This window comes from Pseudomonas sp. WT-JTC (assembly GCF_056711565.1).
In genome coordinates, this window is sequence record NZ_CM160042.1 from 4,730,995 (window position 1) to 4,746,514 (window position 15,520).

13 protein-coding genes, 1 rRNA gene and 3 pseudogenes are annotated in these 15,520 nt (G+C 56.4%); 10 read left to right on the forward strand and 7 right to left on the reverse strand.

Annotated features, from left to right (window positions below):
• Positions 1-156 precede the first annotated feature (156 nt).
• The 5 genes and pseudogenes from phbB to AC06G5_RS21400 all read left to right on the forward strand — a co-directional run bounded on the left by phbB (position 157) and on the right by AC06G5_RS21400 (position 4,883).
• On the forward strand, positions 157-903 hold the full coding sequence (phbB, locus tag AC06G5_RS21380) for an acetoacetyl-CoA reductase (protein WP_413422501.1): 747 nt from the start codon (positions 157-159) through the stop codon (positions 901-903).
• A gap of 64 nt (positions 904-967) precedes the next feature.
• Positions 968-2,146 carry an acetyl-CoA C-acetyltransferase gene (locus AC06G5_RS21385; RefSeq protein WP_413422499.1) on the forward strand — a complete coding sequence of 393 codons (1,179 nt, stop codon included), beginning with the start codon at positions 968-970 and terminating at the stop codon, positions 2,144-2,146.
• A 160-nt stretch (positions 2,147-2,306) separates the two neighbouring features.
• On the forward strand, positions 2,307-4,010 hold the full coding sequence (gene phaC / locus AC06G5_RS21390; RefSeq protein WP_480458279.1) for a class I poly(R)-hydroxyalkanoic acid synthase: 1,704 nt from the start codon (positions 2,307-2,309) through the stop codon (positions 4,008-4,010).
• A gap of 107 nt (positions 4,011-4,117) precedes the next feature.
• Positions 4,118-4,237 (forward strand): annotated as a pseudogene (locus tag AC06G5_RS21395) (AAA family ATPase); the annotation flags it as partial.
• A gap of 379 nt (positions 4,238-4,616) precedes the next feature.
• Positions 4,617-4,883: a hypothetical protein gene (locus AC06G5_RS21400; RefSeq protein ID WP_413704326.1), complete on the forward strand. Its 267-nt coding sequence runs from the start codon at positions 4,617-4,619 to the stop codon at positions 4,881-4,883.
• Between the two features lie 52 nt (positions 4,884-4,935).
• Here AC06G5_RS21400 and rrf read toward each other — a convergent pair.
• Positions 4,936-5,051: ribosomal RNA gene (gene rrf / locus AC06G5_RS21405) — 5S ribosomal RNA — on the reverse strand.
• A gap of 312 nt (positions 5,052-5,363) precedes the next feature.
• On the opposite strand from rrf, the gene AC06G5_RS21410 reads away from it, so the two are divergent.
• On the forward strand, positions 5,364-5,564 hold the full coding sequence (locus tag AC06G5_RS21410) for a hypothetical protein (RefSeq protein WP_413704325.1): 201 nt from the start codon (positions 5,364-5,366) through the stop codon (positions 5,562-5,564).
• Between the two features lie 63 nt (positions 5,565-5,627).
• Here the strand turns inward: AC06G5_RS21410 and AC06G5_RS21415 are convergent.
• Positions 5,628-5,783: pseudogene (locus AC06G5_RS21415) on the reverse strand (MerR family transcriptional regulator); the annotation flags it as partial.
• Positions 5,784-5,948: 165 nt separating this feature from the next.
• On the opposite strand from AC06G5_RS21415, the gene AC06G5_RS21420 reads away from it, so the two are divergent.
• Together AC06G5_RS21420 and AC06G5_RS21425 are read left to right on the forward strand one after the other, a co-directional pair.
• Positions 5,949-6,173: a GDCCVxC domain-containing (seleno)protein gene (locus tag AC06G5_RS21420; RefSeq protein ID WP_413704324.1), complete on the forward strand. Its 225-nt coding sequence runs from the start codon at positions 5,949-5,951 to the stop codon at positions 6,171-6,173.
• 431 nt (positions 6,174-6,604) lie between these two features.
• On the forward strand, positions 6,605-6,967 hold the full coding sequence (locus AC06G5_RS21425) for an NUDIX hydrolase (RefSeq protein ID WP_120130105.1): 363 nt from the start codon (positions 6,605-6,607) through the stop codon (positions 6,965-6,967).
• 166 nt (positions 6,968-7,133) lie between these two features.
• On the opposite strand, the gene acs is transcribed toward AC06G5_RS21425, so the two are convergent.
• From acs to gabT, 5 genes and pseudogenes are all read right to left on the reverse strand, one after another.
• A complete protein-coding gene (gene acs / locus AC06G5_RS21430; protein WP_480458280.1) occupies positions 7,134-9,089 on the reverse strand; it encodes an acetate--CoA ligase in 1,956 nt (651 codons plus the stop codon).
• 185 nt (positions 9,090-9,274) lie between these two features.
• A pseudogene (locus AC06G5_RS21435) lies at positions 9,275-9,643 on the reverse strand (TonB-dependent receptor domain-containing protein); the annotation flags it as partial.
• 188 nt (positions 9,644-9,831) lie between these two features.
• On the reverse strand, positions 9,832-10,320 hold the full coding sequence (locus AC06G5_RS21440) for an Lrp/AsnC family transcriptional regulator (protein WP_008017091.1): 489 nt from the start codon (positions 10,318-10,320) through the stop codon (positions 9,832-9,834).
• A 47-nt stretch (positions 10,321-10,367) separates the two neighbouring features.
• On the reverse strand, positions 10,368-11,024 hold the full coding sequence (locus AC06G5_RS21445; RefSeq protein ID WP_413704322.1) for an HAD family hydrolase: 657 nt from the start codon (positions 11,022-11,024) through the stop codon (positions 10,368-10,370).
• Between the two features lie 93 nt (positions 11,025-11,117).
• The gene (gabT, locus tag AC06G5_RS21450) at positions 11,118-12,410 is read right to left on the reverse strand and encodes a 4-aminobutyrate--2-oxoglutarate transaminase (RefSeq protein WP_413704321.1); all 1,293 of its coding nucleotides are present in this window, start codon (positions 12,408-12,410) and stop codon (positions 11,118-11,120) included.
• 286 nt (positions 12,411-12,696) lie between these two features.
• Here gabT and AC06G5_RS21455 point away from each other — a divergent pair, with 286 nt between their 5' ends.
• Both AC06G5_RS21455 and AC06G5_RS21460 read left to right on the forward strand, forming a co-directional pair.
• Positions 12,697-13,623, forward strand: a complete 927-nt coding sequence (locus tag AC06G5_RS21455) for a 2-hydroxyacid dehydrogenase (RefSeq protein WP_413704320.1) — start codon at positions 12,697-12,699, stop codon at positions 13,621-13,623.
• 422 nt (positions 13,624-14,045) lie between these two features.
• Positions 14,046-15,386: an OprD family porin gene (locus tag AC06G5_RS21460; RefSeq protein ID WP_413704319.1), complete on the forward strand. Its 1,341-nt coding sequence runs from the start codon at positions 14,046-14,048 to the stop codon at positions 15,384-15,386.
• Positions 15,387-15,520: the final 134 nt, after the last annotated feature.

The following is a 15,520-nucleotide window of genomic DNA, read 5'->3' on the forward strand; positions in this document are numbered from 1 at the left end:
TGATCCCAGTAGGGTTACTCCTCATTTTTTTGCCATCAGGCCAGAACACCCGCGTGGCACCGATGGACAGGAAATCGTCACCTTCAAACACTTCCGCACGACCCGTCGATATCGAACAATCTTCTCTCCTGCAGCGCAAAAAAATGGAGTAGATGTATGGAATCGCGTAGTCGTATTGCTGTGGTAACGGGTGGTATGGGCGGTATCGGTACGGCAATCAGCCAACGTCTATACAAGGAAGGATTCAAGGTAATCGTCGGCTGCAGCTCTGATTCCAGCCGCAAGAACGACTGGATTGCCAGCCAGCTGGAGGCGGGTTATCAGTTCGAGTGCATCTATGGCGACGTCACCGATTGGGAGACGACCCGCAAGGCTTTCGAGATGGCTCGTGAACAATTCGGCCCGATCGATGTGCTGGTCAACAACGCCGGCATCACTCGCGACGCCTCTTTTCGCAAGCTCACTCCGGAAGACTGGAACAGCGTGATCGGGACCAACCTGACGGGCTTGTTCAACACCACCAAGCAGGTCATTGAAGGCATGTTGGCCAAGGGTTGGGGGCGGATCATCAATATCTCCTCGATCAACGGTCAGCGTGGCCAGTTCGGTCAGACCAACTACTCCGCCGCCAAGGCTGGCATCCATGGTTTCACCATGGCACTGGCCCGGGAAGTCTCCGGCAAGGGCGTGACCGTCAATACCGTTTCCCCAGGCTACATCCAGACCTCCATGACTGCGGCAATTCGCCCGGACATTCTCGAAGGCATGATCGCGGGAATACCGGTTGGTCGCCTTGGCCAACCCGAAGAGATCGCCTCGATCGTGGCCTGGCTGGCGTCCGATGAGTCCGCCTACAGCACCGGTGCCGACTTCTCCTTAAACGGCGGCATGAACATGCAATAACCCTGATCAGGGCAGGAATGCCCTGGTTTGCTCGACGAATTTTGTCTTTTCCATGAGGTCCCGCATGAACGAAGTCGTAATCGTTGCCGCTACTCGTACCGCCATTGGCAGTTTCCAGGGTTCTTTGTCTGCAATTCCCGCGACCGAGCTGGGTGCCGCAGTGATTCGCAACTTGCTGGAGCAGACGGGTCTCGATGCTGCCCAGATTGATGAAGTGATCCTGGGCCAGGTACTCACTGCCGGCGCTGGACAAAACCCGGCACGCCAGACAGCGATCAAGGCCGGCTTGCCAAACACCACACCTGCCCTGACCTTGAACAAGGTTTGCGGCTCCGGTCTCAAGGCGGTCCATCTCGCCGTCCAGGCAATCCGTTGCGGCGACGCGGAACTGGTGATCGCTGGCGGTCAGGAAAACATGAGTCTGGCTCCCTATGTTCTGCCCAAGGCACGTACCGGTCTGCGTATGGGCCATGCGCAACTGCAAGACAGCATGATCCAGGATGGCCTGTGGGACGCCTTCAACGACTACCACATGGGCATCACCGCCGAGAATCTGGCGCAGAAGTACGAGATCTCTCGTGAAGCACAGGATGCCTTCGCTGCCGCCTCGCAACAGAAGGCCGCCGCCGCCATTGAGGGCGGGCGCTTCCAGAGCGAAATCACCCCGATCCTGATTCCTCAGCGCAAGGGTGAACCACTGGTCTTCGACACCGACGAGCAGCCGCGTGTCGACAGTACCGCGCAAGCCTTGGCGAAACTCAAACCGGCATTCCAGAAAGACGGCAGCGTGACCGCCGGCAACGCTTCGACCCTCAACGATGGTGCTGCCGTGCTGTTGCTGGCCAGCGCAGCTAAAGCACAAGCGCTGGGCCTTCCGGTACTGGCACGGATCAAAGCCTATGCCAGCGCCGGTGTGGACCCGTCGATCATGGGCATTGGCCCGGTCCCGGCTACACGCCTGACCCTGCAAAAGGCCGGCTGGAGCGTCGAAGACCTAGACCTGATCGAAGCCAACGAAGCCTTCGCCGCCCAGGCGCTGGCGGTTGGCAAAGAGTTGGGTTGGGACACCAGCAAAGTCAACGTCAACGGCGGTGCAATCGCCCTTGGCCATCCGATCGGCGCGTCGGGGGCACGGATTCTGGTGTCGCTGGTGCACGAACTGGTCCGTCGCGACGCAAAGAAGGCGCTGGCCACGTTGTGCATCGGTGGCGGACAAGGCGTAAGCCTGGCTATCGAGCGCTAACCAACGGCATCTGAATAGCCAATACGCGGACTTGGGCCCCTTGCTCCGCGCATCAGGTTGGCGTGAAACAACGCTGCCCGCATTCCTGCCGTCGCTATGCCGGAGTCCGGCAAAGCGCGGCTTTTTTCTGCCCGGCTCATCTGTATGGGCAAGGAACTTTATGGACAATAACGCGCATACATTCACAACCTATTGGTCAGGCCAGGTTCCGTTCATCGCGTCCTATGCAGTGCAACAATTGCGCCTGTGGGTCAGCACTAATCCTTGGTTTTCCGGGCATGAGCACGGCGCCTGGTTCGATCTGCCTCGCGAAACCCTGGACAGCCTTCAAATGGACTACCAGGTTCAATGGGGCAACCTCGGCCAAAAACTGCTGACCGGCCAACCCTTCAGCTTCGATGATCGACGCTTCGCCAGCGGTAACTGGAGTGATCCACTGTTCGGCTCCCTCGCTGCGTTTTACCTGCTCAACTCCAGCTTTCTCCTGAAACTGCTCGACAAACTGCTGATCGACGAAAAGAAACCGCGCCAACGCCTGCGCTATCTGGTCGAGCAAGCCATTGCCGTCAGTGCGCCAAGCAATTTTCTGGTCAGTAACCCTGACGCGCTCCAGCGTGTGGTTGAGACTCAAGGTGCCAGCCTGCTCACAGGTATGCAGCATCTGCTCAGCGACATGAACGAAGGCAAAATGCGTCAGTGTGATAGCGACGCCTTCAAGGTTGGCGTCGATCTGGCCAGCACCCCTGGCGAAATCGTCTTCGAGAATCACCTGTTCCAGCTGATTCAGTACTACCCGCAAAGCGAAACCCAGTACCGGCACCCGGTATTCGTCGTACCGCCTTCGATCAACAAGTACTACATCCTTGATCTGCGTCCGGACAACTCGATGGTCCGCCACCTGCTGGAAAAGGGACATCCCGTATTCCTGATGTCCTGGCGCAACTTTGACCAGGAACACGCTGGCACCACCTGGGATGACCTGATTGAGCACGGGGTGATCGACGCCCTGCAAGTGGCCCGCGAGATCAGTGGCCAGCAGCGACTCAATTGCGTGGGTTTCTGCATCGGCGGCACCCTGTTGAGCACTGCACTGGCCGTACTGGCTGCACGTGGCGACAGAGAGATCGCCAGCGTGAGCCTGTTCACCACGTTCCTTGATTACCTCGATACCGGCCCCATCGACGTCTTCGTCGACGAAGAACTGGTGGCCTACCGCGAGCGCACAATCGGCGGCATAAATGGTCCCATCGGTCTGTTTCGTGGAGAGGACATGGGCAATACCTTCTCCTTGCTGCGCCCCAACGAATTGTGGTGGAACTACAACGTCGACAAATACCTTAAGGGGCAAAAGCCGATTCCGCTTGATCTGCTGTACTGGAATAACGACAGCACCAACCTTCCGGGCCCGATGTACTGCTGGTACCTGCGCCACACCTATCTGCAAAACGATTTGAAATCAGGCGAGCTGGAATGCTGCGGGGTCAAGCTGGATTTGCGTGCAATTGACGCTCCCGCTTACATCCTCGCCACCCATGACGATCACATCGTGCCCTGGAAAAGCGCCTACGCCAGCACCAACCTGCTCTCCGGGGCCAAGCGTTTTGTATTGGGAGCTTCAGGGCATATCGCTGGCGTCATCAATCCACCGGCCAAGCAGAAGCGCCATTACTGGACCAATAATCGGGTCACGAAAAACCCGGAGACCTGGTTCAAGAATGCTGAGCAGCAACCCGGTAGCTGGTGGAATGATTGGTTCAACTGGCTGGCGGGACACTCCGGCGAGCGCCAACCAGCGGTTGCGCACATAGGGAATGACAAATTCCCGCCTCTGGAACCGGCGCCAGGCAGTTATGTAAAACAATGAAAAACTGCTGTGGGCCAGAGCGCGACACTTTCTGGTACGTGACTCTCGACTTCCTGGATGACGGCAGCGTCGAGATATTGTGGGTGGTGCCGAAACAGGAATGAGCGGAATCGGGCAACGAGTCGTACCGCCTGCAACACAGCAGTTTGATTGCACAGACGAAGATCAAATCACGCAAACGTAAGCGCAAGGACGAGGTTGGTACGGAGGAAGGCCAGCTATTTTGACTGTAGTTGTGGAGATGCCCTGCTGCATGACTGCATGCAGCAGGTCTTCCGCGGCTCATGTGATCGGCACGCTGCCAGGTTTATCCACAATTGCCGCTGCACAATCAGCAATCCGCCCTGGGTCAAATTTCAATCGGCAGGGTGGGGCAGTTTTCAATCAGCGCCAACAATCTCACCAAACCTGGAAGTCTTTTCAGAGTTTCCCTAATGAATTACTACCGTCCATTCAACTTTCACAATCGCGGGTTAATTTTTGTGAGTGAAATGAAATTTATACAACGTTATTACTACGTGTGACCCGCCCCCCCACTAATAAACAGCCGACCGGCAAGCCCACCCGACGGCACATCATTTGTTTCGGTACAAGGAGAGACGACCCATGAGCACCCCGCTCCGTATCAATGAAGCACTTTTGATTGCCGGCCACGCATTCGAACCTCTTCAATGCGTCGCCTGGGCTCCGCAAGACGGTAATGGCGAACTGAGCCTGACCGTCATCGACCGGGCCAACACTCCTATTTGTCGCAAACATATTCCAAGCAGTGCCTATTCCGACCCGGCGCAGCTGGAAAGCCTGCTGGAAGAGGTGCGAGTCGAGTTGAGCCAGGAGGGCTACAAGCTACAATCCTGGACAATGCCAGAGTAAGCACTCTCGCGGATCGCTACCTGTATGCGCAAATAGGGGTTTCGGAATTTAATCTTGACGATGACCTACTCTCACATGGGGACACCCCACACTACCATCGGCGATGCATCGTTTCACTGCTGAGTTCGGGATGGGATCAGGTGGTTCCAACGCTCTATGGTCGTCAAGAAATTCGGTGTGCCGACTCGTCTTTCGACGCTTCAGCAATTTGGGTATGCGATAGTTTGTGTGTTGTGCGAACTTTCGGTTCATTGCGTCTTCACACACCGCAATCTGGTGCTTCTTTCGGCTTTTTAGCCAAGAGCAGGCAAATTGCTTGGGTGTTATATGGTCAAGCCTCACGGGCAATTAGTATTGGTTCGCTTACCCGTAACGACCCGAACCGAAGTGAGAACCCCCACTTCGCTCAACCAGAAAGGCCCCCCCCGCACCGCTAGCCGAGACCCTGCTACGCTGAGAGTATACCCAGGAGGCAGAACGATGCAGTTACATGAAGCCCACGTCGTGAATGAATTGACCAATTACCGCGAGGTGAACATGGCGTTACAGGACGGCTGGAAGCTGTTGGCGGTGATGTCAGCATCGAGCGTGACCGACCCGGCGCGCATCCAAGTGCACTACGTGGTGGGTAAGCCCAAAGACAACGCCGCGCCAAAGTCGGGCGGATTTACCGTCGCGTAGGAAGTCCCACGCTTTACCAGTAACGGGACATTCGTTCAATTGGCCCCCACACTAAGCCCAGGTAATGAAGCGCAGCCGTTTGACCTGCTCCGGTAGATAGCGCCGATAACCGCCGAGCGGCTTTGGCGGTTCATCCAGCAGGCCGCGCCGCTGGTAATAGCGAATGGTCTTCACCCCAACAACTTCCGCCAACTTGCCGATACTCAGCCCTATCGCCATCACACGCCCCTTGATTCTGTACTGGGATACGGAGTGTAGAGTGACTCTAGGTTAGATCGATTCAATGGAGAAAACGATGACTCAACAGATCGGCGGATCCTGAGGCGTTAACCAAAGCGACGACGAAGGCGAGTTATCCCTCCATCGTGCACAAACGAGGCAACCATGAGCACCGTCATCTTCGAATCCGTGTTGACCTGCCCACATTGCGGTTTCGCCAAACAGGAAGCCATGCCCACGGACGCCTGTCAGTTCTTCTACGAGTGTGGCAGTTGCAAAACCCTGCTACGCCCGAATCCTGGTGACTGCTGCGTGTTCTGTTCGTTTGGCACGGTAAAGTGCCCGCCGATTCAGGAGCAGCACGGATGCTGTGGTACGGGCTTGACCTAAGTTTACTCGGTTTATCAGACGCCCCTAACGCGCCTCAAACCGTGGTTATGGGAGGTCAGTGTCATGTGGAATTACGCGCTGATGCTCGTGGTGGTCTACCTGATTATCAGCCTCGCCATCGGCTGGTTGTATACCATTGCGCTCCTGCATTGGCTTTGATCCAATTGGTGACGATCGGTCAGTCCGCATTTGGTACCGTTTTCGGCAGGTAGCTTTGTCCCGGATCACAGTCGTTGGGGAGTGCCTGCAATGGGTCGACTGCAGCCCTTCTGAATCGGTCATTCGCTAAGACCCCATCAAAATCTCTCACTCCTAAGACAATCTGGCACTTTTTTGAGTTTGGCTGGCTCTAAACTCTGCGTTCGTCGATAAACGCGCCTTGAAGATGACATTTTTATTACAATTTAATGACATGCCTTCCGGGTCAAAAGATGAAAGTCAGAGCTACAGTCATATGCGAGAGAGATAGGCATATCTTGCTCGTTCGTAAACCGAAGTCAAAATGGGCTTTGCCTGGTGGCAAGGTAGAAACTGGTGAAGCTATCGCTGGAGCTGCTGCTCGGGAACTCCAAGAAGAAACCGGGCTAAATGTTGATCAGCTCCTGTACATTTTTGAGTTCGATGCAGGCAACACACGCCACCATGTTTTTGAAGCCTCTGTCCCAGATGCCGAAAACGCTACGCCTCAAAACGAGATCATCGAGTGCATTTGGCATTCTCTGAACACGTTTCATGACTCAGACACAAGCGATGCTACGAAATCGATTGTCAGGTCATTTCTACGCCGCCTTTAACTCCCCCTGGATCGTTCTGGTTCGCACAAAGGTTAATCGCCTCTTCGCATCATTCTGAGTGTCCACAGTTGACTGCGGCCCTTCGCGACAGGCAGCAATCGGCAAAGAAGTTCCTCCCGGTAAATGACCGGTCGAAACTTCATGCTCGACATGGCTTTTTTGTAGTTTATGAAGCGCTCATGGTTTTGTGGGTGTCGATCAAATGCTGCACCACACCCGGATCCGCCAGGGTCGAAATATCCCCCAACCCCTCATACTCAGCCGTGGCAATCTTGCGCAGAATCCGGCGCATGATCTTGCCCGAGCGGGTCTTCGGCAGCCCCGGCGCCCACTGGATGACATCCGGCGAAGCAATCGGACCAATCTCTTTACGCACCCAGTTTTTCAGCTCCAGGCGCAGTTGCTCGCTCGGCTCTTCGCCAGCGATCAGGGTGATGTAGACATAGATGCCCTGCCCCTTGATGTCGTGCGGCACACCGACCACAGCGGCTTCGGCGACTTTCGGGTGAGCGACCATCGCGCTTTCGATCTCGGCGGTACCCATGCGGTGGCCGGACACGTTGAGCACGTCGTCCACGCGACCGGTGATCCAGTAGTAACCATCGGCATCACGACGGGCGCCGTCACCGGTGAAGTACATGCCGCGGAACGTCTTGAAGTAAGTGTCGACGAAGCGGTCGTGGTCGCCATACAGCGTCCGCGCCTGGCCTGGCCACGAATCGAGAATCACCAGGTTACCCTCGGCCTCGCCCTCGACGATGTTGCCCAGGTTGTCCACCAGCGCCGGCACCACGCCGAAGAACGGACGCGCCGCAGAGCCAGGCTTGAGGGCGTGAGCACCCGGCAGCGGGCTCATCATGTTGCCGCCGGTTTCGGTCTGCCACCAGGTATCGACGATCGGGCAACGGGATTGGCCGACGTTCTTGTAGTACCAGTCCCAGGCTTCCGGGTTGATCGGCTCGCCGACCGAACCCAACAGGCGCAGGCTGCTGCCGTCAGCGCCTTCGACAGCCGCCGTGCCCGAGGCCATCATGGCGCGGATCGCGGTCGGTGCGGTGTAGAGGATGTTGACCTTGTGCTTGTCGACGATCTTCGCCACCCGGGTGATGTCCGGGTAGTTCGGCACGCCTTCGAACAGCAGCGTGGTCGCGCCGTTGGCCAGCGGGCCGTAGACGATATAACTGTGGCCGGTGACCCAGCCGACGTCGGCGGTGCACCAGTAGATTTCACCCGGACGATAGTCGAACACGCGCTCGTGGGTCATGGCCGCGTACAGCAAGTAGCCGCCGGTGGTGTGCTGCACCCCCTTCGGCTTGCCGGTGGAACCGGAGGTGTACAGGATGAACAGCGCTTCTTCGGCGCCCATCTCTTTCGGCGCGCAAACGGTGCCGGCCACTTTCATCAGGTCCTCGAACCAGATGTCGCGATGCTGGTTCCACTTGATGTCGCCACCGGTGCGCTTGCACACGATGACTTTCTGGATGCTGCTGGTTTCCGGGTTGGTCAGTGCGTCGTCGACGTTGGCCTTGAGCGGGATCTTCTTGCCGGCACGAATGCCTTCGTCGGCCGTGATCACCACTTTCGAGCGGCAGTCGATGATGCGACCGGCCAGGGCTTCCGGCGAGAACCCGCCGAACACCACCGAGTGAATCGCACCGATCCGGGTACAGGCCAGCATGGCGACCACGGCTTCGGGGATCATCGGCATATAGATAGTCACCACGTCGCCGCGGTGCACGTCCTGGCCACGCAGGGCGTTGGCGAACTTGCAGACTTGCTCGTGCAGTTCACGGTAAGTGATGTTGCGGCTTTCGGCAGGGTCATCGCCCTCCCAGATGATCGCGACCTGATCGCCGCGCTCGGCCAGATGACGGTCCAGGCAGTTGTAGGAAACGTTCAGGGTGCCGTCGGCGAACCATTTGATGTCGACATGGTGATCGTCGAAGGAAGTCTGCTTCACCGTGGTGAAAGGCTTGATCCAGTCGAGGCGCTTGGCTTGCTCGCGCCAGAAGCCGTCCGGGTTGACGACCGACTGCTGGTACATGGCCTTGTAGGTCGCCTCGTCGGTCAGCGTATTGGCCAGAACCTCGGGACGAACGGGATACAGGGAAGCCGCACTCATCTTTCTTACCTCGGTGGAATAGTTGTTTTTGTTAAATGTTTGGCACTGATTAAACGTGCACGGCTCGCAAGCGCTACAGCCGACGTCTCAAGCCAGTCCGTGATGGTGTTGTGCTCTTTTAACGACAAGTCATATCCAGAAGCGGCTGAGCAATACCCCTCGCGCGCGCCCCAGGAAAGTTCTCCCTACAAGGTGTATGAAATACCAACCTGTACGGTTCTCGGCGCCCCTGGATAGGCGTAGACATTGCCGAAAGCGCCTTCCTCATAATCTTCGTCAGTCAGGTTCTTCACATCCAGGTTAAGCCTGATCCGGTCGTTGACCTTGTAGTAGCTCAGTAGATCGACAACCGTGTAGCTGCCCATCGAAAACGCCATGTTGGCTGTCTGCCCTGCGCGTTCATCGACATACTTGAGCCCGGTGCCAAGCCCCAGCCCCTTGAACGCGCCATCCTGGAACTCGTAGACTTTGAGCAGGCTGAAGCTATTCTGCGGAATGTTCATCAGCCGGGTGCCGGACTGGATGACGTTGTCCTTGGTCACTTCAACTTCGAGAAGATACCAAGCACATCAAGAGCCGGCAGGAATTGCGATTAATGCTATGAATCCCCATTCTCACTTAATAGCTCTTACTTTCAAATAAAAGTGCTAAATGCACAAATAATTGCACCAATATCCGTCTCATTGGCATTCGAGATTAAGCCGCCAGGGAAATCAGCAGACATGAAGTGACCGGAGTGGCATCAGTGACGTAATAGCCGACGCAGCGGGACCCCATCTTTAAGTACTGGGGATTTAATTACGATATAACTGAAGTACTTGGAGATACCGATATTCTTGTCCAGCAGCCCTTCGATTACTTCCTGATAATGCTGAATACTGCAGGTCATGAAGCGCACCAGGTAATCGTAACCGCCACTGACTAAATGGCACTCAAGTACCTCATCGACCAAACGAATATTGGATTCAAACTTGGCGAAGTCCTCACGTTTATGGTCGCTGAGCGTGATCTCAGTAAATACCGTGACCGAATCGGTGATCTTGGCAAGGTTTAGATGAGCTCTATACCCGGAAATATAGCCGGCCGACTCAAGCCGCTTTACCCGCTGTAAGCATGGGCTGGATGACAGCCCCACCGCATCGGCCAGACTGACGTTGGTCATTCGGCCGTCTTTTTGAAGTTCAACCAGGATACTGATATCAATTCGGTCTAGTTTAATTAAACCTTCCATCGGGTACCTCTTGATTGCCGTTCAGTTAGACAGTGGTTTTAGCAAACTCAACGTCGCAAAGATAGCTGATGCTGAGCGACCAGGTCAGCCATGCTAGTGATGTAAAATTCTGCTGAATATTCCTGAGTATAATTCTCATGGCCACGACGGATCAGGCACAAACCAGCTGCTTTTGGCGGCTGCGCAGGAGGCCTGGAAACCTGCAGAATATTTTTGGGCTCCAGGTTGTTGGCCAGCAACCATTCGCTGTCCTCCAATGGATTACTGGCTCGGGGATGCAAGTCTTCGGGCAGGATCCCCAAACGCTCGCAGAGCTGTTCGCGATCCTCGGCATCACGATCGCAGTACACCAGCAGCCGATAGAATTTGCGCAGATACAGCATGGCACCGGGCGCGTCCTCGAACAGCGACCAGTTGCATGCCGAACGGGCGAAACTCATACCCTCTTCCCAACTGGCCTTGAGCCCAAAACGCTCTGCCAGCTGACGATGGGCAAAGCACAACAAGCCACTGAAGCCCAGCTCGGAAAAACGTGGATAGAGCGTGCGCTCCGCCTCGTCAAACTCAGCCAATACCTCTTCCCTGCCTGGCATGCCCGGATGGTTTTCGAGCAAAGGTTGCAGGGCCGTCCAGATACCGGAATCCCGATCGACCAGGACTTCGTCGCAATCGATCAGCAGTGCACGATAATCAGTCAGGTACATGGTGTGTAGCCTCCCATGATGCATTCATCAATCCATGTGCTCTAAATGCCCTCGGTCGGCGCATTGCTACATTGCGCCAACCGAGACCTGAGATTAATCCAACACTCGCAACAATGCCGCTTCAAGAATTGTCAGCGCTTCGTCGATCTGATTTTCTTCGGTTACCAGAGGAGCAAGGAAGCGCAGCACATTTCGGTACACCCCGCATTTGATCACCAACAGCCCGCCAACCCTGGCCTGATCGATCAGTTGTTGGGTGAGCTCTGCATCGGGGCTGCGGACCTCATCGTCCTTGATCAATTCGATTGCCAGCATGAAGCCGGTGCCGCGCACGTCACCAATACGAGGGTGACGTGCCTGCAAGCGCAGCAGGCCCTGACGCAGCCGCTCGCCCAATACCTCACCACGCTCGAGCAACTGATCCTGTTCGTAAGTTTCGATCACCGCCAACGCCGCTGCACAAGCCAGGGCGTTACCGCCGTAAGTACCACCGAGACCACCAGGTAATGGCGCGTCCATGATGTGTGCACGACCCACCACACCCGATATGGGCAAACCACCGGCGAGGCTCTTGGCGACTGTGACCAGATCCGGCTGAATCCCGGCGTGCTGGAAACCGAACCATTTGCCGGTACGGCCGAAACCGGTCTGAATTTCATCCAGAATGAGCACGATGCCATGTTGTTCGGTCAGAGCTCGCAGCGCCTGGAGAAACTCCGGCGGCGCGCTAAGGAAGCCTCCATCGCCCTGCACTGGCTCGATGATGATCGCAGCTACCCGATCCGGAGCGACTTGGGTCGCCAGCAATTCGTTCAGAGCTTGCAGCGCCATCTCGCTGCTGAAACCGCGATAGGCGTTAGGGTATGGGGTATGGAAGACTTCGGGAGCGAAGGGCCCGAAGTTCTGCTTGTAGGGTTGGCTCATGCCCGTCAGCGTCGTACCCAGTAAAGTACGCCCATGGAAACCGCCACGAAAGGAGATAACGGCTGGACGATTGGTATGTGCGCGGGCGATCTTCACCGCGTTCTCCACAGCCTCTGCACCGGAGGTAAACAGCGCTGCCTTGTAGGCTTCTTGACCACCCACCAACTCGCACAAACGCTGCACCAGGTCGATATAAGGTTTGTAGGCCACCACCTGGAAGCAAGCATGGCTGATCTTTTGCAACTGAGTCTGCACTGCCGCGACCACCTTCGGGTGATTGTGACCGATGTTCAAAACGCCAATGCCGCCGACGAAGTCCAGGTAGCGCGTCCCGTCTACGTCCCACACCTCAGAACCCTGGGCCCGGTCGATGACCAACGGGTGTGCCGTGACCAAACCCCGTGGCACGAATTGATCGCGCTGACGGAGCAAACTCGGGGTTTCTTCGACTTTACTGTTCATGGCATCTCCCATAGTGAACCTGGCAACCGGGAAACGGCTGCAATGTGTTCCAAAGGTTAAGCTTTCGACGCAATTGTCTAAGCCGAACTTGGCCTCTGAGAAATTCGGATCGACTGTTTTCACCCCCGTAAACAGCAGAATCCTTCAGCTGTAGCCAGCCCCATGGAATCTGCCGACATGCGCCCCATACAACGCAACGTTATGCGTTTAAGCAGATTCTTTCGACATATCCTGCTCTGCCACTCGGGCATGCTGGATACTCCCTACTTAATGCGAGAAGCTACCCATGGCCCTGCTCTATAAAGCTGACCCGGTGCGCGGCGAACAATGGAAGTGTCTATTCGCTGAGCACGCTCCGGAAATCGAATGGCGTGCCTGGCCGGACATCGGCGATCCGAAGGATATTCGCTACCTGGCGGCCTGGCAGGCGCCGGATGATCTCGAAACATTGTTGCCAAACCTGCAGGTACTGTTCGCCTTGTCAGCCGGGGTCGACCAACTTGACCTTGACCGCCTGCCAACGACCCTGCCGGTGGTACGTTTACTCGACCCGAGCATCACTCGGGGCATGTGCGAGTACGCCAGTTTTGCGGTGCTTAGCCTGCACCGGGATATGCTCCGTTATCGCCAGCAACAAATGGCTCGGTGCTGGCAGGCTCACTTGCTGCAACCGGCAGCCAAACGTCGAGTAGGTGTCATGGGGCTCGGCACACAAGCTCAACAGATTCTGGCCACCTTGCAGACCTTTGGATTCGATTTATCGGGCTGGGCACGCAGCGAGCATCACATTGCCGGGGTGGATTGCTTTGCGGGTACCGAACAACTTCCAGCTTTCCTCCGTCAGTGCGACATAGTGCTTTGTGTCCTGCCATTGACCGAGCAGACCAAAGGGATTCTCAACCGTCAGTTGTTCCAGCACCTCCCCAAAGGCGCTGCCTTGGTCAACATGGGAAGGGGTGGGCACCTGATAGAAGAGGATCTGCTTGAGGCTTTGGCCAGCGGCCAGCTCAGCGCGGCGGTGCTAGACGTACTGCAACAGGAGCCAGCGGCGCCGGACCATCCCTTCTGGCACCACCCGCAGATATTGCTGACACCGCATATCGCTGCGATGACCCAACCGGAAAGTGCGTTTAGCGTGTTGCTGGAAAATATCCGCCGTCATCAACGCGGTGAGTCAATGCTTGGCCAGGTTGACCGCGAGCGAAGTTACTGACCAACGACTGCCAACCCACCGGTAACAACCAACCGGCGCCAGATTTTTTACTTCTCTGAGGCAAATCTGGCGCTATACAAAGCAAACCAGTTATTCATCCCACTTTGCTGTTTTTGTGCATACCCACCCAAAAAAATCAGCCGACATTTGCTGCTGATCCCCCTCCCCGATTGAGTAGTTATTGCGGCTCGTGAAGTCGCAACTTATGCAATCTACCGAATTGACTGCACCCCATTGTCAGGTCTCGCCGTAACTGCGATACAGCCACCGCTGCGCAGCCCCGACTGCTGGTCAAGTCCACCGTAAGGCGCTGATCGACAGGACTCTCCCGGGTTTACTTCGCAGTGGTTTACCTGAGCTGCCGCAAGAGCGTTGCTTGCCGCGCAGGCAACGAACACTAATAAGAACTCATGGAGTAAGCGATGAACATCGCAAAACTTAGCTCTCTCTCCTTGGCTGTCATTGCCGCCACCACGCAACTGGCAATAGCTGGTCAGCAACAGGAAGCCAATGGCTTCATTGAAGACAGCAGCCTCGGGTTGCTCAATCGTAATTTCTATATGAATCGCGACTTCCGCAATGGCGGCAGCAATAGCCAAGGTACTAACGGCTCCAAGCCGGCCAGCGAGCGCAATGGCTTTCGCGAGGAGTGGGCACAGGGGGCCATGCTCAACTTCGCCTCTGGTTTCACCCAGGGCACCATCGGTTTCGGCACCGATGCCTACGCGTACGGCGGGGTCAAACTGGACACTGGCCGCGGCCGGGCCGGCAATGGCCTGCTGCCGATCAGCAACAACCGCACCGCCGAAGCTGAAGTGCCGGACAGCTACGGCGAGATCGGCGGCGCAGTGAAAATGCGCATTTCCTCTACCGTGCTGAAGTACGGCGAACAACGCCCGACCGCTCCGGTATTCGCCACCGGCGACAACCGCTTACTGCCGGAAACCGCTACCGGCTTCCAACTGTCGAGCAAAGAGTTCGACGCAGTTTCTTTCGAGGCTGGCCACTTCACCGCATTCAACAATCGAGCCTCGACCAACTCCGATGACAAACTGCTCACCACTTACGGTGGGACCGAAGCTGACAGCGTCGACTTCATTGGCGGCACCTATAAAGTCAACAGCAACCTCAGCCTGATGGCGTACACCAGTGAGGCAGTCAATGTCTGGCGTCAGCACTTCGGCAGTGCCTCCTATACGATCCCTCTGACTGATCAGCAATCGATGAATTTTGGCTTGACAGCCTATAAGACCCAGGACCAAGGCGAAGCGCGTGCCGGTAAACTGGACACCACGAGCTGGTCGGCAAAGGCGGCCTATTCCTTGGGGGCCCACAAGTTCACCCTGGCTTATCAGAAGATCGATGGCGACGAGTATTTCGACTACATCGGTGTGGACTCGATCTGGTTGGCCAACTCGATTCAGTACTCCGACTTCAACGCCCCCAACGAGCGCTCCATCCAGGCTCGTTATGACCTGAATATGGCCACGTTCGGCATACCGGGGCTGAGCTTCATGGCCCGCTATGTCAAAGGTGATCAAATCGATGGCACCAAGGCCGATCCGCACGGTGCCTATGCCAACAAGGTGGGCGACGACCAGAAGGAGTGGGAGCGTGACCTGGAAGCCAAATACGTGGTCCAGGCAGGGGCCGCCAAGGACCTGTCCTTCCGCGTGCGCCAGGCTACGCATCGCGCGACCTCGTTTGAGAGCGATATCGACGAAGTCCGCCTGATCATCGAGTACCCGCTGAGCATTCTGTAACGTTAGGTCCTGGCCGGTTTACCTGTGGGCCGGCCGGTTTTATTGAAGGTCTGCTCCACGCTCCCTTTACCTTGAGGCGCCCATCCGGGCGCCTTTTTTTCCAATCTCCCCATCAGAAGTGGCTTTTGCTTTGC